Raw genomic sequence first — 22,639 nt, forward strand, 5'->3', positions numbered from 1 at the left:
GGGGAACTGCGCGACCAGCCACACTGAACCTAGAAGCCGCCCACAACCAAGGACCCCAGATGACCCGCGTGATCGCCGGCGCAGCCGGCGGACGTCGTCTAGCCGTGCCGCCCGGCACGGGCACCCGGCCAACATCAGACCGCGCACGCGAGGGTCTCTTCTCCACCTGGCAGTCCCTCCTCGGCGGCCCCCTGGAGGGGGAGAGGGTCCTCGACCTGTACGCCGGCTCCGGCGCCGTCGGCCTGGAGGCACTCTCGCGCGGCGCCGGCCACACCCTCCTCGTCGAGGCCGACGCAAGAGCGGCCCGCATCGTCCGCGAGAACGTCAAGAATCTCGGCCTCCCCGGCGCCGAGGTGAGGTCGGGCAAAGCCGAACAGATCATCCAGACCCCGGCGCCCACCGAGCCGTACGACCTCGTCTTCCTGGACCCGCCGTACCGAGTCACAGATCACGATCTTCGCGAGATTCTGCTCACACTCCGCTCGGGGGGCTGGCTCGCGCCGGGCGCGCTCGTCACCGTGGAGCGCAGCACCAGAGGCGGGGAGTTCCGGTGGCCGGACGGTTTTGAAGCGATCCGGGCCCGTCGTTACGGCGAGGGAACGTTTTGGTACGGTCGCGCCGCCTCTACGTGCGAAGACGCACGATGACCGGACCGGAGAGCGAGGGATCACAAGTGCGCCGCGCCGTCTGTCCCGGGTCGTTCGACCCGATCACCAACGGACACCTCGACATCATTTCCCGCGCCTCAAGGCTGTACGACGAGGTCTACGTCGCCGTCATGATCAACAAGGCCAAGAAGGGCCTGCTCGAGGTGGACGAGCGGCTCGACCTGATCCGCCAGGTCACGGCCGAGTACGGCAACGTCCGCGTCGAGGCCTTCCACGGCCTCCTCGTCGACTTCTGCAAGCAGCGCGACATCCCGGCCATCGTCAAGGGCCTGCGCGCCGTCAGCGACTTCGACTACGAGCTGCAGATGGCACAGATGAACATCGGCCTGTCGGGCGTGGAGACGCTCTTCGTGCCGACCAACCCCACCTACAGCTTCCTCTCCTCCTCCCTGGTGAAGGAGGTCGCCACGTGGGGCGGCGACGTCTCCCATCTGGTGCCGCCGCTGGTGCTGGAGGCCCTCAACAAGCGTCTGCGCCAGGGCTGAACGGGCGGCTACAGTCGTCCCGTCCGTCTCCATCACAGCTGTAGAGAGTGGCGAGCACACGGTGGACGTACAGAAGAAGCTCGACGAGATCGTCACGGCGGTCTCTGGCGCCCGGTCGATGCCCATGTCGGCCTCGTGCGTGGTCAACCGCGCCGAACTGCTCTCGTTGCTGGACGAGGTCCGTGCGGCCCTGCCCGGCTCCCTCGCCCAGGCGCAGGAGCTGATCGGCGGCCGCGAGCAGATGGTCGAGCAGGCCCGCCAGGAGGCCGAGCGGATCATCGGGCAGGCGCACGCCGAGCGCGGCTCCCTGATCTCCGACACCGAGGTCGCCCGCCGTTCCCAGGCCGAGGCCGACCGTATCGTCGCCGAGGCCCGCAAGGACGCCGAGGACATCCGCGCGGAGGCCGACGACTACGTCGACTCCAAGCTCGCCAACTTCGAGGTCGTCCTCACCAAGACCCTCGGCTCCGTCGGCCGTGGCCGCGAGAAGCTCCTCGGCACCGGTCCGGGCCTGGACGAGCAGGGCTACGAGGACGAGGACGCACCCGAGCGCAGCCACGACCCGGAGACCCTGCGCCGCAACGCCGACGAATACGTCGACGTCAAGCTCGGCGCCTTCGAGGCGGTCCTGGCCAAGACCCTGGAGGCCGTCGGCCGCGGCCGGCAGAAGCTGCACGGCCGTATCGCCAGCGACGACCTCGGCGCCCTCGCCGACGACGACAGCAGCGTCCGGCACTCCAGCGACGCCGACTACCTCGCCGACCTCGCCGCGCTCGCGGAGCAGGACGCCCCGGCGGCCCCCGCCGAGCCGGCACCGGCCGTACCGGCACAGCCGCAGTACGACCCGCAGACCGTGCAGCCGGCGTACGGCTACCAGCAGCCGGACGCCTACGCCGGCTACCAGCAGGGCTACGGCGGCCAGCAGGACCCGTACGGCTACCAGCAGGCCCAGCAGGCCGATCCCTACGCCTATCAGGGCTACGACGGCCAGCAGGCGGCCTACGACCAGCAACAGCCCCAGCAGGCCGCCCAGCAGTCGTACGCCCTCGACGAGACGAGCCTCTTCGACACCGGCATGATCACTCCGGAGCAGCTGAGGGCCTACGAGCAGGGGCGCGGCCAGTAAGGGACCCACCGGATTGGGCCGTGAGCGAAAGGTCCAGTATCCTGGCTGTTCGGTCGCGCGTACGTCCGCGATCAAAGCTGCCCGGGAACACCGAGGGCAGTGACCTCTTGAGCTCAGCAGATCGAAAGCAGGAATGGCGTGACAGCCCGCCTCGACCACCGCAATCCTCTCGTGTTCGACACACACGAGCTGGGTCGGCGGCCCGGTGCGCTGCAGCGCCTGACCCGCACGATCGACGCCCCCAAGGATCTCGGTATCCAAGAGGTCGTCGGGGTGCCGGAAGGCGCCCCGGTGGAGCTCGAACTCCGACTCGAGTCGGTCATGGAAGGGGTGCTTGTCACAGGCACCGCCCGTGCACAGGCCGAGGGGGAGTGCGTAAGGTGTCTGGAGCCGCTTCAGCTCGACGTCGAAGCGGAATTCCAGGAGATGTTCTCGTACCCTGACGCCGACGATCGGGGCCGCGTCCAGCACGCGGAACCCGGCGACGACGCCGAGGACGACGAGGGCAGGCTCTTTCTCGAGGACGGCATGTTCGACCTCGAACCCGTGCTGCGTGATGCGGTGGTGCTCGCACTGCCGATGCAGCCGGTGTGCCAGGAAGACTGCCCGGGACTGTGCGCCGAGTGCGGAGCACGTCTCGCGGACGACCCGGACCACCACCATGACGCCGTCGACATCCGTTGGGCGGCACTGCAGGGACTCGCCGGTTCACTCGAAGACGGCGAGAAGGACGAGATGAGCGGCGCCGAACCGGGCGTCGACGAGAAGCAGGAGAAGTAGCCGTGGCTGTTCCGAAGCGGAAGATGTCGCGCAGCAACACGCGCCACCGCCGGTCGCAGTGGAAGGCTGCGGTCCCCACCCTGGTTGCGTGCGAGCGCTGCCACGAGCCCAAGCTGCAGCACATTGCGTGCCCGTCTTGCGGCACTTACAACAAGCGCCAGGTCCTCGAGGTCTGAGCGGCTGGTGAGAGGCACTGTGTCCACGCCGAAGAAGAACGCAGCGGACAACACAGCCTCGTCCCACACGCTGTTGGAAGGGCGGCTCGGGTACAAGCTCGAGTCCGCCCTTCTGGTGCGTGCGCTGACCCACCGTTCCTACGCGTACGAGAACGGCGGTCTGCCGACCAACGAGCGCCTGGAGTTCCTCGGGGACTCCGTCCTCGGCCTCGTGGTCACGGACACGCTGTACCGCACCCACCCCGACCTGCCCGAAGGCCAGCTGGCCAAGTTGCGGGCCGCGGTGGTCAACTCGCGTGCGCTGGCGGAGGTCAGCCGTGGGCTCGACCTGGGCTCCTTCATCCGGCTCGGCCGCGGTGAAGAGGGCACGGGCGGCCGGGACAAGGCGTCCATCCTCGCCGACACCCTGGAAGCGGTGATCGGCGCGGTCTATCTCGACCAGGGCCTGGAATCGGCGGCGGAGCTGGTGCACCGCCTCTTCGACCCCCTGATCGAGAAGTCCTCGAATCTCGGAGCCGGCCTGGACTGGAAGACCAGTCTCCAGGAGCTCACCGCGACCGAGGGGCTCGGTGTACCCGAGTACCTGGTCACGGAGACCGGCCCCGACCACGAGAAGACCTTCACTGCTGCCGCCCGCGTCGGAGGCGTCTCGTACGGCACCGGCACCGGCCGCAGCAAGAAGGAGGCGGAGCAGCAGGCCGCGGAATCCGCTTGGCGGGCCATCAAGGCCGCCGCGGAGGAGCGCGCCAAGAAGGCGGCCGCGAACGCCGCCGAGCCCGACGCCGACGCGTCGGCCTCCGCCTGACCGAACAGCGCGACCCGAGCGCCCGTCCCGGCCCATGGGACGGGCGCTCGGCCCTTACCCGCAAGGTGTGTACGGGGGATCCCATGCCCGAGTTGCCCGAGGTCGAGGTCGTCCGGCGCGGTCTGGAGCGGTGGGTCGCCCACCGCACGGTCGCCGACGCCGAGGTCCTGCACCCGCGTGCCGTACGCCGGCACATCGCGGGCGGCGACGACTTCGCACACCGCCTCAAGGGTCACCGGATCGGCACGCCGAGCCGCCGCGGCAAGTACCTGTGGCTGCCCCTGGAGGACACGCACCAGTCGATCCTGGCCCACCTCGGCATGAGCGGCCAACTGCTGGTCCAGCCGAGCACCGCGCCCGACGAGAAGCACCTCAGGATCCGGGTGCGGTTCGCGGACGCGCTCGACACCGAACTGCGCTTCGTCGACCAACGCACCTTCGGCGGCCTGTCGTTGCACGACAACACCCCCGACGGCCTGCCCGACGTCATCGCGCACATCGCCCGCGATCCGCTGGACCCGCTCTTCGACGACGAGGCCTTCCACCAGGCCCTGCGCCGCAAGCGCACGACCATCAAACGGGCCCTGCTCGACCAGTCGTTGATCAGCGGCGTCGGCAACATCTACGCGGACGAGGCCCTTTGGCGCGCCCGCCTGCACTACGACCGCCCGACCGCGACCTTCACCCGCCCGCGCAGCCTCGAACTCCTGGGCCACGTAAGGGACGTGATGAACGCCGCCCTCTCGGTCGGCGGCACGAGCTTCGACAGCCTGTATGTCAACGTCAACGGCGAGTCGGGCTATTTCGACCGCTCACTCGACGCGTACGGCCGTGAAGGGCTGCCCTGCAAGCGGTGCGGTACGCCGATGCGCCGGCGGCCCTGGATGAACCGGTCCAGCTACTTCTGCCCCAAGTGTCAGAGGGCGCCGCGCGTCTCGTCGTAGCGCTCACGTGCCTCCAGCACGTCGTCCATCTGCCCCTCCACGAAGTGGATGAGGTTCAGCAGCCGCTCGGCGATCCCGCGTCCCAGCGGCGTCAGCTCGTAGTCGACCCGCGGTGGGTTGGTCGGCTGGGCCTCGCGGTGCACCAGGCCGTCCCGCTCCAGGGCGTGCAGCGTCTGGGACAGCATCTTCTCGCTGACGCCGTCGATCCGGCGGCGCAGCTCGTTGAAGCGCAGCGAGCCCTCGTACAGGGCGCCGAGCGTGAGCCCGCCCCAGCGGCCCGTGACGTGCTCCAGCGTGACGCGCGAGGGGCAGGCCTTGGCGAACACGTTGTACGGGAGGTCCTGCGCCTCCGTGCGCTCCTGCGTGGTGTCCATGTTTGAAGCGTACTCGAACGCAGCGCCAACCCGTAGGTTGCACTAACTAGAAGTTAGTGCTTTCCTTTGGTCATCGCCAGTGAGCTGCCTATTTCAGGAGTACCCACGTGACCACCCCTGTCGTATCCATCGCCTACCACTCCGGCTTCGGCCACACCGCCGTCATCGCCGAGGCCGTCCGCTCCGGGGCCGCCGAGGCCGGTGCCGAGGTGCATCTGATCAAGGTGGACGAGATCACCGAGGAGCAGTGGGCGATCCTCGACGGCTCGGACGCCATCGTGTTCGGCTCGCCGACCTACATGGGCACCGCGTCCGGCGCCTTCCACGTCTTCGCGGAGGCCACCTCGAAGCGCTGGGCCGATCAGGCCTGGACGGACAAGCTGGCCGCCGGCTTCACCAACTCCGCCTCCAAGAGCGGCGACAAGCTGCACACCCTGCAGTTCTTCCAGATCCTGGCCGCCCAGCTCGGTATGCACTGGGTCAACCTCGGCCTGCTCCCCGGCTGGAACAACAGCGCCGGCTCCGAGAACGACCTCAACCGCCTCGGTGTCTTCGCCGGTGCCGCCGCGCAGACCAACGCCGACCAGGGCCCGGAGGCCGTCCACAAGGCCGATGTGGCGACCGCCGAGCACCTGGGGCGCCGGGTGGCCGAGACCGCGAAGGTGTTCTCCCTGGGTCGCGTGGCCGCCTGAGCCAGGCCGTAAAGAACACGCACGACGGACCGTCCCCCAGTAGCCTGCCCACCGAGCCGGCCGCTGGGGGACGGCGTCTTGGGGGAAGCATGTGGGACGGCCCGTTCTACCGGGTGCGCAGGGACGGATACGAGATCTGCTTCGTGCCCGGCGCGGGGGAGGACCTCGACGAGGTCTGCAACATCGACATGTGGGTGACGTTCGCCGATGGCAAGCGCTGGTCCGGGACCGTCTTCACCCTCGACGAGGCGCGCCGCCTGATGGACCGCTGGCAGGACACCGGGGAGTCCCTCGGCGGCCGCTACTTCTACTGCTGGGACAACCTGATGGTCCGGGACCCCGGCATCCCCGCCATGGTCGACGTCATCGACCACCTCGTCGTCACCGGCGACTACACGTCGGCCCTGCGGCCCCTCGGGCTTGCCGACGACTGAGCCGGTGCCGGCGCCACGGTGCCGACGCCACGGTGCCGGAGTGCCGACCGGGTGCCGTCGTGCCACGCTGAAGATCAGGGATCGAGTCAGTCCAGGAAGCTCGGCTGACCGCACGGCTCTGCGACCCAAGGAGGCCGACATGGCCCGTGACGCCCCCCAACCCGAATGGGCCAACGCCGACCCGCAGCCCTGGCACGGGCCCACGTCCGGGACCACCCTCTTCGCCGCCGCACTGATGATCTTCGGCGGAGCAATGGCGATCTTCGAGGGAATCGCCGCCATCGCCGAGGACGACCTGTTCCTCGCGACACGTCACTACGTGTTCGATTTCAGCCTGGCGGGCTGGGGCTGGGTCCACCTCATCCTGGGCATCCTCATCGTCCTCGCAGGCTGCGCCGTACTCGGCGGAGCACTATGGGCACGATTCTTCGGCGTCTTCGTGGCCGGGCTGGGCGCGATCGCCAACTTCCTCTGGGTGCCGTACTACCCCCTGTGGGCGCTGGCGCTGGTCGCCATCAACATCTTCATCGTCTGGGCCCTGTGCACGGGTATGCATAGGGAGGCCCACCACGGCCAGAGGGCCTGAGAGAGGCTATTGGGCTTCTGACCTGTGGATACGCGCGGGGAACGTGATCGCTGGCGGTCGCCGGACCGCTCGCCTCGCCTGCGGCGCACCTCCGTGGTGCGATGGAAAGGGGCGTCGGAGGGAAAGAGCGATGATCCCGCCAGCAGCGGAGCGCAAGAGTGGCGCGGCCCCAGTCCGCCCGCTGGGTGAGGCGGATCTGGATCGGGCCGATGAGATCTGCAGGGTCGCTTTCGGGACGTTCCTGGGGGTCCCTGATCCTTTCGGGACCGTCGACTATGTCCGTACGCGCTGGGCGGCCGATCCGCGGGCGGCATTCGCGGCGACGGCCGAGGGCGAAGTGGTTGGAACGAACTTCGCCACCAACTGGGGCAGCGTCGGGTTCTTCGGACCGCTGACCGTGCGTCCGGATCTGTGGGACCAGGGCATCGGCAGGCGTCTGATGGAGCCGGTCATGGACTGCTTCGACGCCTGGGGGAACCGCCACCTCGGCCTGTTCACCTTCGCGCACAGTCCCAAGCATCTTGAGCTCTACCGCCGGTACGGTTTCTGGCCCCGATTCCTCACAGCCATCATGAAGAAGCAGGTCACAGACGGTGCCGCGGTCCCCGGCCGGGTGCTCTACGGCGAACTGCCCGCTGCCGAGCGGCCTGACGCACTGAGTCTCTGTCGCGCACTGACCGGAGCCGTGTACGAGGGCCTGAGCCTGGAACGCGAGATCGAGGCCGCGCACGCGCAGGGACTCGGTGACACCATCCTGCTCCATGGCGCCGCCTCCGAGCTCGATGGCCTGGCCGTCTGCCACTGCGGAGCCGGGTCGGAGGCCGGCGAGGACGTGTGCTTCGTCAAATTCGGCGCCGTACGTCCTGGTCCGGAGGCCGCCGACCGGTTCGAGCGACTGCTCGACGCGTGCGAGCGGCTGGCCGCCGAGCGCGGCCTGGGGCAACTGGACGCCGGCATGAACCTGGGCCGCCCGGATGCCTACCGGCGCATGATCGACCGCGGTTTCCGCACATGGTTGCAGGGCGTGACCATGCACAGGCCCAACGAACCCGGGTACAGCCACCCCGACGCGTATGTGATCGACGACTGGCGCTGAGACCACCGCAAGGGTTCTCAGGTCTCTGACCCGTGCCTGTCTCAGTAGCCGAAGAAGTGAAGGGCCGAGTCTCTGAGCTGCGGCCATGCAGTCGATCAACGCTGCGACCTCGGACTTAGCTGTCGGAGGTTGTCAGCGTTGGTTGTTGTTGAGCACCCCCGCACGGCCCATGGACGGCCCAGCGACGACCCTGGAGGTTTCTCTATACAGCAAAGATCGTAGGCCCTAGTCAACGATCGTATTGAGGACGACAAACCCCAGATAGAGGGTCAGGAAGGTAAGGCAGATGTAGAAAAAGCGCGATTTGCCCTCATTTTTCTTGTCGAGCGCAACGAGGAACAGTAATAAGAGCACTACAAAGAGTATATCTTCCACTTTGCCCCTTTTCCGTTTTCCGCTTCTGCTCAGTACAGCGAGGTCCGGGGCATCAGCGTTACAGAGTGTGTCCTCGCCGCTACGACCGCGTGAGGTCGGCGGAGGATTCAGTCAAGCGCGCTGCCCGGGTCGTGGAGCACCAGTTTGGAAGATCGTGTATGCGGTCCGTCGGTGTCCAGGTGAGGCGCTGACCTGCCTGCTTCCTTGCTGTTCCGACGCTCCCCGCTAACTCCCCGCCGGTCGCCGCTCGATCGGGCACGCAGGGGGCACGCATGTTCATCCCGGCGCTCCCAGGTGGTCGCTAACTACCTGAGATCAACCATCGCACTGCCTCGGTGAGCGGAATGGGGGTGGCCGCAACCCCGAAGAGGATCTGTGACAAGAAGACCTCACCAACGGCGGCTAGTCCGATGGCGGAGAGGAGCAGGCCGGTGGAGGCGAGGGTGGCCATACCACGGGGGGATCTCACCCGTCCCCAAGTGGATGAGTGACCTCCATCTGGGGGATTGACACGGGCTTCCCCTCCGCCGGAGCAAGGAAAGCGGATACCAAAGATGTGCACGACGCTCCAGTTGTGGCTGGTGGAGTCGTGCGCAGGGGCGGAGCGGTGCCAACTGCCAGGTCGGAATACCGCCGCTCCGCCTTACTGCTCACGATCCGTTGAGCGTCCGCCCTCTGCTAGGCGGACAGTGGCCATGCTCGCGCGTTGCGTGACGTGCATGAGCGGATACGGAGAGTCATGATGTCGGGCGAGATGCTCTGACCATCGGATCTGGCGCCTCGAAAGCTCGAATGCTTCACTCATGCGTGTGACGTGCGCAAAGTATCGCTAAGTTGACGATTGTTTGCCTGGAGCGGGGCACTCACTGTGAGTGACATCCGGAACCGCGGCTGCGCGGCGTGGTGTGGGTTGGTTACGCGCAGGGATGGCCGAATACCGGTCGGGGGAGCGACTTTGGCCGGGAGCTGCTTTGGCGCGAGTGATCATGACCCCGTAAGCATCCGGCGCGTCGGGCAGTCTGTGTACCTGCCCGTTAAAGCACGACGTTGGGGCCATGATCTTCGAGGCTCGCGCCAAAGTGGCTGGCTAAAGTCGTGGAGCCGACCGCCCCAGCCACGACGGGGTTTCTCCCACGTCATGGCCGCGTGCGTCGTTCGGCCGGCGGCCCGGTGCAGGATCTGCGGGCCGTACGGACGCCCGCGCATCTGGCAGCGTCGGCCCGTATGTCACCGCCACCACGATCCGGCCTCTTTCGGTAACACAAAGCGCCTTTGATCTGCGCTGTTGGGGATCACCGTTCGTCCCCGTGCCCGTGCGACCTTGCCGAAGGAGACCCGGCACACCTCCTTCATGGCCGACTGGGTCGGGCCCGACTCCCCGCCCCCGGCATGGGCGACGGTCGCGCTTCTGGACGACTCGATCAAGGCTGCTGCCGCTCGGGTGGCCGTGCCGGTGAAGTCCGCTGGCGACTTCCCGGCCCGCGTGCTGCGGTGGGGTTCGCAGGTCGACGTGCAGGCGATCGGCAGCATGGACGGGGTTGAGCTGACCGATCAGGCGGTCGCCTCCTACGTCGCCAAGTACGCCACCTAGGCTGCCGAGACGACCGAGACCGTGGACCGCAGGATCGGGGAGCTCTCCGAACTCGATCGGCTGTCCCTGCCTCTGCCCACGTGCCGGTTGATCGAGGCGTGCCACGTGCTCGATGACGCCTACCCGGATCGGCTCCTGTGGAAGTGGGCTCACATGCTCGGCTTCCGCGGCACTTCATGACCAAGTCGCGGACCTACTCCACCACCCTGTCCGAGCGCCGTCAGGTCCGCGCCGACTACCGAGCCCGCCAGGAACGCCGTGAACGGGGCCTTCCCGAAGACCTCGACGACTCGGAGGGATCCACGCTGGTCCTCGCCCACTGGACCTACGCCGGACAGGGGCACACGCCGGGTGAGTCCTGGCTTGCTGCATCGATCGCGAAAGACATCCGGCTGAACCGCGAGTTGGCACGCGAAGCCCTCGCCGACCAACCCGACATGTACGAGTGAGAGGTGCTCGCATGAGGCGCCCTCTGCCTACCCGCTACCTGACTCCGGTGGATCTGGCTGACCTGCTCGGCGTGCCGATCGAGACCGTCTATCAGTGGCGCCGCAAGGGCACCGGTCCGCGTGGCTTCCGCGTTGGCCGGCACCTCCGCTTCGACCCCGAGGACGTACGGACCTGGGTCGAGTCCCAGATGGAAGGGGCCGCCTGATGGCCGGACACATTCAGGACCGCTGGCACAAGACCGAGCCCGGACCGGACGGCAGGCAAGTCAGGGTCAAGGCCGATCGATATGGCGTTGGTCTGCGGTACCGCGCTCGCTACACCGGCCCAGACGGGACTGAGAAGTCAAAGAGCTTCCCGGACAAGCAGAAGCGCAAGGCTGAACAGTGGCTGTCCAACATCGAGGCGGACATGTCGCGTGGCGACTACGTCAGTCCTGACGCGGGGAGGGTCACGTTCGAGCAGTTCGCCACTGAGTGGATGACCACGCAGATCACGGATCCTCTGACTCGGGAGTCTGTCGAGAGTCGGCTACGGCTCCACGCGATTCCGTACCTGGGCACCCGCCCATGGGGTCGTTCACGCCTCGCATCTCCGGTTGTGGCTGCGGGTCTTGGAAGATCGAGGGCTGTCGGCGGGGTACCGGCGGGGGATCTTCGCGCACGTATCGACCGTCTTCACGGCCGCCGTTGAGGACCGGGTGATCCGTGAGAATCCGTGCAGAGCACGATCCGTTCGGGCGCCTCGGCTGGAGCCCCGCAAGGTCAAGCCCTGGTCTACCGAACGCGTCATGGTCGTTCGGGCTGCGATGCCGGATCCCTATCAGGCTCTCGTCAGCGTGGCGGCTGGCCTCGGCCTGCGACAGGGCGAAGCGTTCGGCCTGGCCGTGGAAGACGTGGACTTCCTGGGCGGTGTCGTGCACGTCGTGCGACAGGTCAAGCTGCTCCAGCGCCACCGGCCGGTGTTCGCTCCGCCCAAGGGTGGCAAGGAGCGAGACGTTCCCTTGCCTGAGCCCGTTGCCTTCGCGCTCGCCGCGCACCTGAAGCGTCATCCGCTACGGAGATCACCTTGCCGTGGAAGACCGTCGATGGCTCACCGGTCACAGCGTCGCTGCTCTTCACGGGTTCCGCCACCCTGGCCCTGGATCGCAACCGCTTCAATGACCGCGTGGCGTTCGGCTCTGCGGGCCGTGGATGTCGAGACAGGGCGGGACAACGGTATGCACGCGCTGAGGGACTTCTATGCGTCGGTGCTCCTGGACGCGGGTGAGAGCGTCAAGGCGTTGAGCGAGTACCTGGGCCACCATGACCCCGGCTTCACACTGCGCACGAACACGCACCTGATGCCGTCGAGCGAAACCGGGACCAGGGCCGCCGTCGATGGTGTCTGCAAGGACGACGAACCTGCGGATGACGGCCCCGAGACGGCCCAGAAGGGTTCCTAGGTCTCTGACCTGCGGTTATCTCAGTAGCCGAAGTCCTGCGTCCACCAGGGCCCGCCCGCACCGAAGTGCACGCCGACGCCCAGCGTCTTGAAGTCGCAGTTCAGGATGTTGGCCTTGTGGCCCGGGCTGTTCATCCAGGCCTCCATCACCGCGGCGGCGTCGGACTGGCCGCGGGCTATGTTCTCGCCGCCGAGGTCGGTTATGCCGGCCTTCGCGGCACGGTCCCAGGGAGAGGCGCCGCCCGGGTCGGTGTGGTCGAAGAAGTCCCGCGCGGCCATGTCCTCGCTGAAGGCCTGGGCCAGATCGGTGAGCGAGCTGTTGGCGGCGACCGCGCTGCAGCCCACCTGGGCGCGCTCCTCGTTCACGAGCCTCAGCACCTCGGCCGCGGCGGCGGCCTCCGCGGAGACCTGGACGGGGGCGCCGGCCTGCTCGTTCCCCTTGTCCGGGGCCTTCTCCTTCTCCTTCTGCGGCGCCTTGGTGGCCGTACGCGAAGGAGTCTCCACCGGCTTCTTGCTGGGCGTGGCCGACGGCTTCTTCGACGGGGTCTTCGTCGGTGCGGCCGACGACGTCGACGGGGCCGGCGAAGCGGGCCGCTGGACGTCGCGGCTGGTCGAGTCGCCGCTGTCGTCCCGGTCGGCGCTGCCGGACGTGCCGCCCTGCTCCGCGGGGGAGTTGGTCGGGGTGTCGGCGGCCTGCACCCGGTCGCTGCCGTTTCCGCCGCCGAGCTGGTAGTTGTCGATGCCGGGCACCACGCCCGTGGCGACCGCGACCGTGCCGAGGGCCACCGCGGCGGAGACCCCGAGCAGCCCGGTCTTCACCGGTGCCGCGGCCTTCTTCTTGCGGCGGCGGTGCCCGCCGGGCCGCCGGGAGCCGGCGTCGGGCGTGAAGCCGTCACTGTGGAAGACCGCGGTGTCCGCCCCGTCGCTCGGGAAGGTCGTGGGGTCGGTGATCCGGTCGTAGCCCTCGTCCGTGGCGAAGAGGTAGGCGTCACTCCTCGCGTAGGCCTCGGCGTACGCCTCCGGGTTCAGATAGGGCGCGATGCCCCTCGGTCGGTCGCTCGCGTACGAGTCCCGGGGGTTGTGGCTCTCCGTGTAGGAGCCGTCCGTATGTGTGACCCCCGTGGCGCGGCCCGTGGCGGCGCGTCCGGCGGCGGAGCGTCGGTGGCGTCCCATGTCCTGGCCTTCCTCGTCCCTGCGTCTCAACGTCCTCACAGAACTCACACGATCGGGTGAGTTTCATATGAGATTCATTGGGTGGGGACGGTACCGCATGGCGCCAGAGGAGGAAGTGCCCGGAGAGACATTGGCCCGTTAGGTTGCAGTCATGAGCGAGGATGTGCGGCTGGTCGCCTGGGTGCGTGGAAGCGTCCAAGGTGTGGGTTTTCGCTGGTTCACGCGGGCCAAGGCCCTCGAGATCGGCGGCCTGAGTGGTTTTGCTCTCAATTTGGGCGACGGCCGGGTCCAGGTGGTCGCGGAGGGCCCGCGCAGGGGCTGTGAGGGACTTCTGGACTGGCTCCAGGGTGACGACACGCCCGGACGGGTGGACGGGGTGACCGAGATCTGGGACACACCTCGCGGGGGTTACGACGGCTTCGCCATCCGCTGAGGCGATTCTGTAAAGCGGCCCTGGCACAAGCGGAGGGACCTGCCACCGGCAACTGCCCCGAGCAGAAATGAGCAGGTGGTTGCCAAGAACGGCTCACGGTGGCAGGCTCGCCACTGAAGGATGATCGCCACGCGCAGAGGGTCCCGCAGGAGTCGTCGCATCGCCGCTTTCGGCCGTGTGCCCCCGGGTTCGCCCGCCAATACGGGGCGTGATCGTGTTGACCGTCAAACTTTTTGGTGAGACGCTGAAAGCCCCGCGCACCTTCGCTGTTTGGCGTGGCTGAACGGCAGTACAACACCAGGCCTGCCAAGCAACCGCGGGTGCGAATCCCTCACGACCCACACCGCTTCGGTCGGTCACTCAGTGTGGAGGACCATCCATCATGGCAAAGGCGCTTCTCGGTTACGTCGGCGGCTCCGACCCTCGACTCCTCGCCGAGATGCGACGGCTCCAGCAGCGTGTCCAGGACCTGGAATCCGAGCTCGGACGGATCCAGGCGGAGAACGACGCGCTGACGGCTGCCGCTTCTCACGACAGGATCATGGAGAGCATCGACGCACACCAGGCGGAGCCTGCGCTCACCTGATCACTGCATCGCTCCAAGACAGCAAGCAGTGGTTGGGCGGCCCGTATCCAACCGCTAAGTAGTTGTCAGACGACTGGCATGCCAGCCGTTAGGAAGTTGCAAGGGACGCTTCGGCGTCCCTTCTTTCTTTCCCCCGACTTAATGCCCCGCGCATCCTTTCACCCTCTTTAACGTCTGGTGTGCCCTGCACGTTCATCGGTGAAACCGTGCGTTCATGGAGTGACACTTCCCCGGAAGGTAGAGTCCACCGGCGTGCACCTCAAGGCCCTGACCCTCCGAGGGTTCAAGTCGTTCGCGTCGGCGACCACGCTCCGGTTCGAGCCGGGCATCACGTGCGTCGTCGGGCCGAACGGCTCGGGCAAGTCCAATGTCGTGGACGCGCTCAGCTGGGTCATGGGCGAGCAGGGTGCCAAGTCGCTGCGCGGCGGCAAGATGGAGGACGTCATCTTCGCCGGCACCACCGGCCGCCCTCCGCTGGGCCGCGCCGAGGTGTCGCTGACCATCGACAACTCCGACGGGGCACTGCCCATCGAGTACTCCGAGGTCACCATCACGCGGATCATGTTCCGCAACGGCGGCAGCGAGTACCAGATCAATGGCGACACGTGTCGCCTCCTCGACATCCAGGAACTGCTGTCCGACTCCGGCATCGGCCGCGAGATGCATGTGATCGTCGGCCAGGGCCAGCTCGACTCCGTCCTGCACGCCGATCCGATGGGCCGCCGCGCCTTCATCGAGGAAGCCGCGGGCGTCCTCAAGCACCGCAAGCGCAAGGAGAAGGCGCTCCGCAAGCTGGACGCGATGCAGGCCAACCTCGCGCGCGTGCAGGACCTGACGGACGAACTGCGCCGCCAGCTCAAGCCCCTGGGCCGCCAGGCCGCCGTCGCGGGCAGGGCCGCCGTCATCCAGGCGGACCTGCGCGACGCCCGGCTCCGACTCCTCGCCGACGATCTCGTACGGCTGCGGGAGGCGCTCCAGACCGAGGTCGCCGACGAGGCCGCGCTCAAGGAGCGCAAGGAGACGGCCGAGCAGGAGCTGAGGAAGGCGCTCCAGCGCGAGGCCCTCCTGGAGGACGAGGTCCGGCAGCTCACGCCACGTCTTCAGCGGGCCCAGCAGACCTGGTACGAGCTCTCCCAGCTGGCCGAGCGGGTGCGCGGCACGATCTCGCTGGCCGACGCGCGGGTGAAGAGCGCGACGTCCGCGCCGCCGGAGGAGCGCCGGGGCCGCGACCCCGAGGACATGGAGCGCGAGGCCGCCCGCATCCGCGAGCAGGAGGCCGAGCTGGAAGCGGCCCTGGAGGCGGCCGAGCGGGCCCTTGAGGACACGGTCGCCCATCGCGCCGAACTGGAGCGGGAGCTCACCCTGGAAGAGCGCCGGCTGAAGGACGTGGCCCGCGCCATCGCCGACCGGCGCGAGGGGCTCGCCCGGCTGAACGGCCAGGTCAACGCGGCCCGTTCGCGTGCCGCCGCCGCCCAGTCGGAGATAGAGCGTCTGGCAGCCGCGCGGGACGAGGCCCAGGAGCGGGCCTTCACCGCGCAGGAGGAGTACGAGGCGCTGAAGGCCGAGGTCGACGGCCTGGACGCCGGTGACGCGGAGCTCGCCGAGCAGCACGAGGCGGCGAAGTCGCAGCTCACTCAGGCGGAGGCAGCCCTGACGGCGGCCCGCGAGGCGGCCACGGCGGCGGAACGCAAGCGTGCCGCGACCCAGGCCCGCCACGAGGCCCTCGCCCTGGGCCTGCGCCGCAAGGACGGCACGGGCGCGCTGCTCGGCGCGAAGGATCGCCTCACCGGACTGCTGGGGCCGGCCGCGGAACTGCTGACGGTGACGCCGGGCTACGAGGTAGCGCTGGCGGCGGCCTTCGGGGCGGCGGCGGACGCGATCGCGGTGACGTCGCCCTCGGCCGCGGCCGAGGCGATCCGGTTGCTGCGCAAGCAGGACGGGGGCCGGGCGTCTCTGTTGCTGGCGGGGGCGCCGGAGGTGCCCCTGAGGGGCGCGGGGCTGTATCAATACGCGGCTCCGCCGGGCGCGACCAGCCACGACGAACCGGCAGACGCCACACATCAGCACGCGGCAGATCTGGTCCGCGCTCCCTCCGATCTCATGCCGGCCGTAAGACGCCTCCTGAACGGCATCGTGGTCGTCGGCACCCTTGAGGACGCCGAGGACCTGGTCTACGCCCACCCCGACCTCACCGCCGTGACCGCCGAAGGCGACCTGCTCGGGGCGCACTTCGCGCACGGCGGGTCCGCCGGGGCCCCGAGCCTCCTCGAAGTGCAGGCCTCCGTCGACGAGGCCGCCGCCGAGCTGGAGGAGCTGGCCGTGCGGTGCGAGGAGCTGGGCGAGGCCCAGCATGCGGCGGGGGAGCGGCGCAAGGAGTGTGCCGCGTTCGTCGAGGAGCTGGGGGAGCGGCGCAGGGCCGCCGACCGGGAGAAGTCGGGTGTGGCCCAGCAGCTCGGCCGGCTCGCCGGGCAGGCACGGGGCGCGGCGGGCGAAGCGGAGCGTTCCGTCGCCGCCGCCGCGCGGTCCCAGGAGGCGCTCGACAAGGCCCTGACGGAGGTCGAGGAACTGGCCGAGCGGCTGGCCGTCGCCGAGGAGATGCCGGTCGAGGAGGAGCCCGACACCTCGGTACGGGACCGGCTCGCCGCCGATGGCGCCAACGCGCGCCAGACCGAGATGGAGGCCCGCCTCCAGGTCCGTACGCACGAGGAGCGGGTCAAGGGACTGACCGGACGGGCCGACTCCCTCGACCGGGCCGCCCGCGCCGAACGCGAGGCACGCGCGCGTGCGGAGCAGCGGCAGGCCCGGCTGCGGCACGAGGCGGCCGTCGCGGAAGCCGTCGCCTCCGGTGCCCGCCAGCTGCTCGCACACGTCGAGGTGTCCCTGGCCCGCGCCGAGCAGGAGCGCGGCGCGGCGGAGGCCGCCAAAGCCCTGCGGGAACGGGAGCTGACCGCCGCCCGTAACACCGGTCGCGACCTCAAGGCCGAGCTCGACAAGCTGACCGACTCCGTCCACCGCGGCGAGGTCCTCGGCGCCGAGAAGCGGATGCGGATCGAGCAGTTGGAGACCAAGGCGCTGGAGGAGCTGGGCGTGGAGCCCGCCGGGCTCGTCTCCGAGTACGGCCCCCACCAGCTCGTACCGCCCTCCCTGGCCGCCGAGGGCGAGCAGCTTCCCGAGGACCCCGAGCACCCCCGCAACCAGCCCAAGCCGTTCGTGCGGGCCGAGCAGGAGAAGCGGCTCAAGGCGGCCGAGCGGGCCTACCAGCAGCTCGGCAAGGTCAACCCGCTCGCCCTGGAGGAGTTCGCGGCGCTGGAGGAACGGCACAAGTTCCTCAGTGAGCAGCTGGAGGACCTGAAGAAGACCCGGGCCGATCTGCTCCAGGTCGTCAAGGAGGTCGACGAGCGCGTCGAGCAGGTCTTCACCGAGGCCTACCGGGACACCGCCCGGCAGTTCGAGGGCGTCTTCAGCCGGCTGTTCCCCGGTGGTGAGGGGCGGCTGATCCTGACCGACCCCGACAACATGCTCACCACCGGCGTCGACGTCGAGGCGCGCCCGCCGGGCAAGAAGGTCAAGCGGCTGTCTCTGCTCTCCGGTGGTGAGCGCTCACTCACCGCCGTCGCGATGCTGGTGTCGATCTTCAAGGCCCGGCCGAGCCCGTTCTATGTCATGGACGAGGTCGAGGCGGCCCTGGACGACACCAACCTGCAGCGGCTGATCCGCATCATGCAGGAGCTGCAGGAGGCCTCGCAGCTGATCGTGATCACGCACCAGAAGCGCACCATGGAGGTCGCCGACGCGCTGTACGGCGTCTCCATGCAGGGCGACGGCGTGTCGAAGGTCATCAGCCAGCGGCTGCGCTGACGCCGTTCCCGGACGGCCGGCCCTCCCCACTCTCACCTCATTACGTTCACATTCACTTCAAGAAGTGAACGCATGCCACCCGGTCGCATCTCCAAGCTCACAGCAGACCCCCTATTGACTTCGAAACTTGAAGGCATAGTCTCAGCAACGTTGTTTTTACGTTCAGGTTTCACCACTTGGAGTGGCTGACCCCACCCGGCAGCGTTGCCGGCGCCCGAGGAGTACACGTGACCAGCACAGCGCAGGCATCCACGTCAGGAGCCAGGACGGCCCCGCCCGAACATCTCGGGCACGTCGTCTTCATCACCGCGGCGGCCGCCATGGGCGGCTTCCTCTTCGGTTACGACAGCTCCGTCATCAACGGAGCCAACGGCGGCATCCAGGCCCGGTTCGACCTCAGCTCGGGCGTCACCGGTACCGTCGCCGCGAGCGCCCTGCTCGGCAGCGCCCTCGGCGCCGCGATCGCCGGCCGCATAGCCGACCGCATCGGCCGGATCCGCGTCATGCAGATCGCGGCGGTGCTGTTCGCCGTGAGCGCCGTCGGTTCCGGACTGCCGTTCGCCGCATGGGACCTCGCCGCCTGGCGGGTGCTCGGCGGTATCGCCATCGGTATGGCCTCGGTCATCGGCCCGGCCTACATCGCCGAGGTCGCCCCGCCCGCGTACCGCGGCAGGCTCGCCTCGTTCCAGCAGGCGGCCATCGTCATCGGCATCGCCGTCTCCCAGCTCGTCAACTGGGCCATCCTGAACATGGCCGACGGCGAGGAGCGCGGCACCGTCGCGGGCATCGAGGCCTGGCAGTGGATGCTCGGCGTGATGCTCGTGCCCGCCGTGATCTACGGGCTGCTGTCCTTCGCCATCCCCGAGTCCCCGCGCTACCTGATCAGCGTCGGCCGTATCGCCGACGCGAAGAAGGTCCTCGCCGACGTCGAGGGCGACAGCGACCTGGACGGCCGGGTCGCCGAGATCGAGCAGGCCATGCACAGCGACCACAAGTCCACCTTCAAGGACCTGCTGGGCGGCAAGTTCGGTCTGCTGCCGATCGTGTGGATCGGCATTGGCCTCTCCGTCTTCCAGCAGCTGGTCGGCATCAACGTCATCTTCTACTACTCGAACCTGCTGTGGCAGTCCGTGGGTGTCGACCCGTCGAGCTCGTTCTTCTACTCGTTCGAGACCTCGATCATCAACATCATCGGCACCGTGATCGCGATGATCTTCGTCGACCGCCTCGGCCGCAAGCCGCTGGCCCTCATCGGCTCCGTCGGCATGGGCATCTCGCTCGCGGCGGCTGCCTGGGCCTTCTCCTTCCAGAACGGCAACGACCCGCTGCCGACCGCGCAGGGCTACGTCGCGCTGATCGCCGCCAACGCCTTCGTGCTCTTCTTCGCCATGTCCTGGGGCGTGGTCGTCTGGGTCATGCTCGGCGAGGTCTTCCCGAACAAGATCCGCGCCGCCGCGCTGGGTGTGGCCGCCTCGGCCCAGTGGATCGCCAACTGGCTGATCACGATCACCTTCCCGGACCTGGCGGACTGGAACCTGTCGCTCACCTACGTGGCGTACGCGGTGTTCGCCTTCCTCTCCATCCCGTTCATCCTCAAGTTCGTGCCCGAGACCAAGGGCAAGAAGCTGGAGGAGATGGGCTGACCGGCCCTCGAACTCGGGGGGAAGGGCCAAGTCCCCGCTGCCCCTCCTCCCGTAACCCCGCCGCCGCCCCGGCTCGGCCACTGCCCGAGCCGGGGCGGCGGCTTCGTGCCGCAACGGGACGGATCACCAGATCAGGACGCCGCCCCCGACCTCCCGGGCGCGCAGGGCGCTCGCCTCGATGTTGTCCAGCCGCCGCTCGATCTGGCCACGGTGTTCCGGGAGTTCCCGCGGGCGCCGGGTGGTGGTGGCGATCAGCTCCAGGTTCGCCCGCAGCAGCGCGACCTCGTCCAGGAAGTCCGGCACCTCGTCCGCCTCGACATACAGGTCGTCCCCTGCCAGTCCCGGCAGGAAGCGGGCGCCCAGCGAGCGCACCGTCCCGGAGCCCCACACCGTCTCGCGCCAGACCTCGAACCCGGCCGAGTCGTCGCACCCCTCGGGCACGTCCAGGACCCGCCACTCGCCGTTCGGGTCACGGAGGAACACATCCACGCACAGACTCATGCGCCCCAGTGGACCACCGCCGGGCAGGCCCCGACCACCGGATATGGCCCCAGGTCAGCCCTCCAGTGCCGGAAGCACCTCCTCCGCGAACAGCCGCAGACTCCGCCACCCCTCCTCCACCGGCATCCCGCCCGAGAGCGGATGCAGCACGTAATTGTCGAAGCCCAGCGCCACGCACTCCTCGGGCGTCACGATCCGGTACACCCCCTCGGCACGCAGTTCGTCCACGGTCGTGGCCCCCGACTTCACCGCCGAGCGGATCTCCCCGGACTGCCAGGAGGCGTACGTCCGCGCCTCGTGCAGGAAGTGGTGGCCGTGCTCGGCCCAGGTCCGGTCGGGGTCCTCGGCGATGTGCAGCAGCGGCGTCTCGGCCGCCGGCATCATGGTCCAGCCCTCGGTGCCGTACTCCAGCAGCCGCTCCTTGTAGTACGCCTCCAGCTCCGGCAGATGCGCGCTGGGGAAGAACGGCAGGCCGAGGCGGGCGGCCCGGCGGGCGGCGGCCTTCGAGGAGCCGCCGACCAGGAGCAGGGGGTGCGGGTCGGTGTACGGGCGCGGGGTGATCCGTACCGTACGGCCCCGGTACTCGAAGGGCTCGCCGGTCCATGCCTTGAGCAGCGTCTCCAGCAGCTCGTCCTGGAGCCTGCCGCGCCGCTTCCACTCCACGTCGAACAGCGCGTACTCCTCGGGCCGGTACCCGATCCCGGCCACCGTCACCAGCCGCCCGCCGCTCAGCAGATCCAGTACGGCGATCTCCTCGGCGAGCCGCAGCGGGTCGTGCAGCGGGCCGATGATCGCCGAGACGGTGACCGCGAGGCGCTGCGTCGCGCCGAAGACCGCGGCCCCGAAGGCGAACGGTGACGGCAGCCAGTTGTTGTCGGCGCCGTGGTGCTCCTCGGTCTGGACCGTGGTGATGCCGTGCTCGTCGGCGTACGCGGCCATCTCCAGGGCCGCCCGATAGCGGGCGGCGAGCGAGGCGGGGCTCGCGTCGGGCTCGACGAGGTTGAAGCGTACGACCGTGACGGGCATGGGGGTCCCCCTTCACCGGGCGGGTGTGGAGGGGGACGTTAGCTGACGGTGTGTCAGACATCCATAGGGGTGTCGCGGGACTCCATGGCCGATACTGGACGGGTTATGGACATCGTCATCCTTGCTGTAGTCATCGCCGTGGTGGTGCTCGCCGCGCTCGGTGGGCTCATCGTCGGCACGCGCCGTAAGAAGCAGCTGCCCCCGCCGCCGCCCGCCGCCCCCGACATCACCGCCCCTCCGGCCGAGCCGCATGTCGGCGACGAGGCCGAGACACCGCGCGACGAACCGCGCCGGACCATAGAGGAGGTGGACCTTCCCGACGGCTCGACCGGGGTCGCCGTCGAGGAACCGCCCGTCGTCGAAGAGCTCCCGCCGACCGAGATCGAGGTCCCGGAGCCCACCGCCGGCCGCCTGATCCGCCTGCGCGCCAGGCTCTCCCGCTCCCAGAACGCCCTCGGCAAGGGGCTGCTCACGCTCCTGTCGCGCGAGCACCTCGACGAGGACACCTGGGAGGAGATCGAGGACACGCTGCTCACCGCCGACGTCGGCGTGCAGCCCACCCAGGAACTGGTCGACGGACTGCGCGAACGCGTCAAGGTCCTCGGCACCCGCACCCCCGAGGAGCTGCGCGGCCTGCTGCGCGAGGAGCTGCTCAAGCTGGTCGGCACCGACATGGACCGCGTGGTCAAGACCGAGCCGGAGACCAGCAAGCCCGGCATCGTGATGGTCGTCGGTGTCAACGGCACCGGTAAGACCACCACCACCGGCAAGCTCGCCCGCGTCCTCGTGGCCGACGGCCGCAGCGTGGTGCTGGGCGCCGCCGACACCTTCCGTGCCGCCGCCGCCGATCAGCTCCAGACCTGGGGCGAGCGGGTCGGCGCCCACACCGTGCGCGGGCCGGAGGGCGGCGACCCCGCCTCCGTCGCCTTCGACGCGGTGAAGGAGGCCAAGGAGATCGGGTCGGACGTCGTCCTCATCGACACCGCCGGGCGTCTGCACACCAAGACCGGCCTCATGGACGAGCTCGGCAAGGTCAAGCGGGTCGTGGAGAAGCACGCGCCGCTCGACGAGGTGCTGCTCGTGCTGGACGCGACGACGGGGCAGAACGGCCTGGTCCAGGCCCGTGTCTTCGCCGAGGTCGTCGACATCACCGGCATCGTCCTCACCAAGCTGGACGGCACGGCCAAGGGCGGCATCGTCGTCGCGGTGCAGCGCGAGCTCGGTGTGCCGGTGAAGCTGGTCGGGCTGGGCGAGGGTGCCGACGATCTGGCGCCGTTCGAGCCGGAGGCGTTCATTGACGCCCTTATCGGAGAGTGACCCGACCCACCGAATTTGGTACGAGCTCGAAGAAGCGCCCGCCTCCCAAGGTGCAGTTGGGGGACGGGCGCTTCGCTGTG

The 22,639-nt window shown here is 68.8% G+C and carries 22 protein-coding genes and 1 pseudogene; 19 read left to right on the plus strand and 4 right to left on the minus strand.

Annotated features, from left to right (window positions below; translation table 11 throughout):
- Window positions 1-59: 59 nt before the first annotated feature.
- The 7 genes from rsmD (at window position 60) to mutM (ending at window position 4,984) form a co-directional block, all read left to right on the plus strand.
- The gene (gene rsmD / locus ACFQ6S_RS27965; RefSeq protein WP_383415365.1) at window positions 60-647 is read left to right on the plus strand and encodes a 16S rRNA (guanine(966)-N(2))-methyltransferase RsmD; all 588 of its coding nucleotides are present in this window, start codon (window positions 60-62) and stop codon (window positions 645-647) included.
- A 26-nt stretch (window positions 648-673) separates the two neighbouring features.
- Entirely contained in the window at window positions 674-1,153 is a 480-nt protein-coding gene (gene coaD / locus ACFQ6S_RS27970) for a pantetheine-phosphate adenylyltransferase (protein WP_383415869.1), read from the plus strand.
- Window positions 1,154-1,214: 61 nt separating this feature from the next.
- Entirely contained in the window at window positions 1,215-2,279 is a 1,065-nt protein-coding gene (locus ACFQ6S_RS27975) for an ATP synthase F0 subunit B (protein WP_383415368.1), read from the plus strand.
- A 138-nt stretch (window positions 2,280-2,417) separates the two neighbouring features.
- Window positions 2,418-3,059 (plus strand): YceD family protein, encoded by a 642-nt coding sequence (locus ACFQ6S_RS27980; RefSeq protein WP_383415371.1) that lies wholly within the window; start codon window positions 2,418-2,420, stop codon window positions 3,057-3,059.
- 2 nt (window positions 3,060-3,061) lie between these two features.
- Window positions 3,062-3,235 (plus strand): 50S ribosomal protein L32, encoded by a 174-nt coding sequence (rpmF, locus tag ACFQ6S_RS27985; protein WP_007493396.1) that lies wholly within the window; start codon window positions 3,062-3,064, stop codon window positions 3,233-3,235.
- Between the two features lie 19 nt (window positions 3,236-3,254).
- Window positions 3,255-4,040 carry a ribonuclease III gene (gene rnc / locus ACFQ6S_RS27990; protein ID WP_383415872.1) on the plus strand — a complete coding sequence of 262 codons (786 nt, stop codon included), beginning with the start codon at window positions 3,255-3,257 and terminating at the stop codon, window positions 4,038-4,040.
- An 83-nt stretch (window positions 4,041-4,123) separates the two neighbouring features.
- Complete coding sequence (gene mutM, locus ACFQ6S_RS27995) at window positions 4,124-4,984, plus strand: bifunctional DNA-formamidopyrimidine glycosylase/DNA-(apurinic or apyrimidinic site) lyase (protein ID WP_383415374.1); 861 nt, start codon at window positions 4,124-4,126, stop codon at window positions 4,982-4,984.
- Here mutM and ACFQ6S_RS28000 read toward each other — a convergent pair.
- Window positions 4,957-5,358, minus strand: coding sequence for a winged helix-turn-helix transcriptional regulator (locus ACFQ6S_RS28000; RefSeq protein WP_383415377.1), 402 nt, complete (start codon window positions 5,356-5,358; stop codon window positions 4,957-4,959). The genes mutM and ACFQ6S_RS28000 overlap by 28 nt on opposite strands.
- A gap of 107 nt (window positions 5,359-5,465) precedes the next feature.
- On the opposite strand from ACFQ6S_RS28000, the gene ACFQ6S_RS28005 reads away from it, so the two are divergent.
- The 7 genes and pseudogenes from ACFQ6S_RS28005 (at window position 5,466) to ACFQ6S_RS28035 (ending at window position 12,023) form a co-directional block, all read left to right on the plus strand.
- On the plus strand, window positions 5,466-6,050 hold the full coding sequence (locus ACFQ6S_RS28005; protein WP_383415380.1) for a flavodoxin family protein: 585 nt from the start codon (window positions 5,466-5,468) through the stop codon (window positions 6,048-6,050).
- A gap of 89 nt (window positions 6,051-6,139) precedes the next feature.
- Window positions 6,140-6,484 (plus strand): hypothetical protein, encoded by a 345-nt coding sequence (locus tag ACFQ6S_RS28010; RefSeq protein WP_383415383.1) that lies wholly within the window; start codon window positions 6,140-6,142, stop codon window positions 6,482-6,484.
- A gap of 235 nt (window positions 6,485-6,719) precedes the next feature.
- Entirely contained in the window at window positions 6,720-7,070 is a 351-nt protein-coding gene (locus tag ACFQ6S_RS28015) for a hypothetical protein (RefSeq protein ID WP_383415874.1), read from the plus strand.
- A gap of 130 nt (window positions 7,071-7,200) precedes the next feature.
- The gene (locus ACFQ6S_RS28020) at window positions 7,201-8,166 is read left to right on the plus strand and encodes a GNAT family N-acetyltransferase (RefSeq protein WP_383415385.1); all 966 of its coding nucleotides are present in this window, start codon (window positions 7,201-7,203) and stop codon (window positions 8,164-8,166) included.
- Window positions 8,167-9,907: 1,741 nt separating this feature from the next.
- Window positions 9,908-10,581 (plus strand): annotated as a pseudogene (locus ACFQ6S_RS28025) (replication initiator); the annotation flags it as partial.
- Window positions 10,582-10,592: 11 nt separating this feature from the next.
- Window positions 10,593-10,787 carry a helix-turn-helix domain-containing protein gene (locus ACFQ6S_RS28030; protein ID WP_383415387.1) on the plus strand — a complete coding sequence of 65 codons (195 nt, stop codon included), beginning with the start codon at window positions 10,593-10,595 and terminating at the stop codon, window positions 10,785-10,787.
- A gap of 600 nt (window positions 10,788-11,387) precedes the next feature.
- Complete coding sequence (locus ACFQ6S_RS28035; RefSeq protein WP_383415876.1) at window positions 11,388-12,023, plus strand: tyrosine-type recombinase/integrase; 636 nt, start codon at window positions 11,388-11,390, stop codon at window positions 12,021-12,023.
- Between the two features lie 20 nt (window positions 12,024-12,043).
- Here ACFQ6S_RS28035 and ACFQ6S_RS28040 read toward each other — a convergent pair whose 3' ends face one another.
- Complete coding sequence (locus ACFQ6S_RS28040) at window positions 12,044-13,195, minus strand: CAP domain-containing protein (RefSeq protein WP_383415389.1); 1,152 nt, start codon at window positions 13,193-13,195, stop codon at window positions 12,044-12,046.
- Window positions 13,196-13,346: 151 nt separating this feature from the next.
- Here ACFQ6S_RS28040 and ACFQ6S_RS28045 point away from each other — a divergent pair, with 151 nt between their 5' ends.
- The 4 genes from ACFQ6S_RS28045 (at window position 13,347) to ACFQ6S_RS28060 (ending at window position 19,715) form a co-directional block, all read left to right on the plus strand.
- Complete coding sequence (locus ACFQ6S_RS28045; protein WP_383415391.1) at window positions 13,347-13,628, plus strand: acylphosphatase; 282 nt, start codon at window positions 13,347-13,349, stop codon at window positions 13,626-13,628.
- A 382-nt stretch (window positions 13,629-14,010) separates the two neighbouring features.
- Entirely contained in the window at window positions 14,011-14,214 is a 204-nt protein-coding gene (locus tag ACFQ6S_RS28050) for a hypothetical protein (protein ID WP_030048901.1), read from the plus strand.
- Window positions 14,215-14,466: 252 nt separating this feature from the next.
- The gene (smc, locus tag ACFQ6S_RS28055) at window positions 14,467-18,072 is read left to right on the plus strand and encodes a chromosome segregation protein SMC (protein WP_383415395.1); all 3,606 of its coding nucleotides are present in this window, start codon (window positions 14,467-14,469) and stop codon (window positions 18,070-18,072) included.
- A gap of 227 nt (window positions 18,073-18,299) precedes the next feature.
- Entirely contained in the window at window positions 18,300-19,715 is a 1,416-nt protein-coding gene (locus tag ACFQ6S_RS28060; protein WP_383415397.1) for a sugar porter family MFS transporter, read from the plus strand.
- 123 nt (window positions 19,716-19,838) lie between these two features.
- Here ACFQ6S_RS28060 and ACFQ6S_RS28065 read toward each other — a convergent pair whose 3' ends face one another.
- Together ACFQ6S_RS28065 and ACFQ6S_RS28070 are read right to left on the minus strand one after the other, a co-directional pair.
- On the minus strand, window positions 19,839-20,216 hold the full coding sequence (locus tag ACFQ6S_RS28065) for a hypothetical protein (protein WP_383415400.1): 378 nt from the start codon (window positions 20,214-20,216) through the stop codon (window positions 19,839-19,841).
- Window positions 20,217-20,270: 54 nt separating this feature from the next.
- The gene (locus tag ACFQ6S_RS28070; protein WP_383415403.1) at window positions 20,271-21,242 is read right to left on the minus strand and encodes an LLM class flavin-dependent oxidoreductase; all 972 of its coding nucleotides are present in this window, start codon (window positions 21,240-21,242) and stop codon (window positions 20,271-20,273) included.
- A 105-nt stretch (window positions 21,243-21,347) separates the two neighbouring features.
- On the opposite strand from ACFQ6S_RS28070, the gene ftsY reads away from it, so the two are divergent.
- Window positions 21,348-22,559 (plus strand): signal recognition particle-docking protein FtsY, encoded by a 1,212-nt coding sequence (gene ftsY, locus ACFQ6S_RS28075; RefSeq protein ID WP_383415406.1) that lies wholly within the window; start codon window positions 21,348-21,350, stop codon window positions 22,557-22,559.
- The last annotated feature ends 80 nt before the right edge of the window (window positions 22,560-22,639 follow it).

The organism is Streptomyces sp. NPDC056479 (assembly GCF_042795335.1).
Classification (GTDB): Bacteria; Actinomycetota; Actinomycetes; order Streptomycetales; family Streptomycetaceae; genus Streptomyces.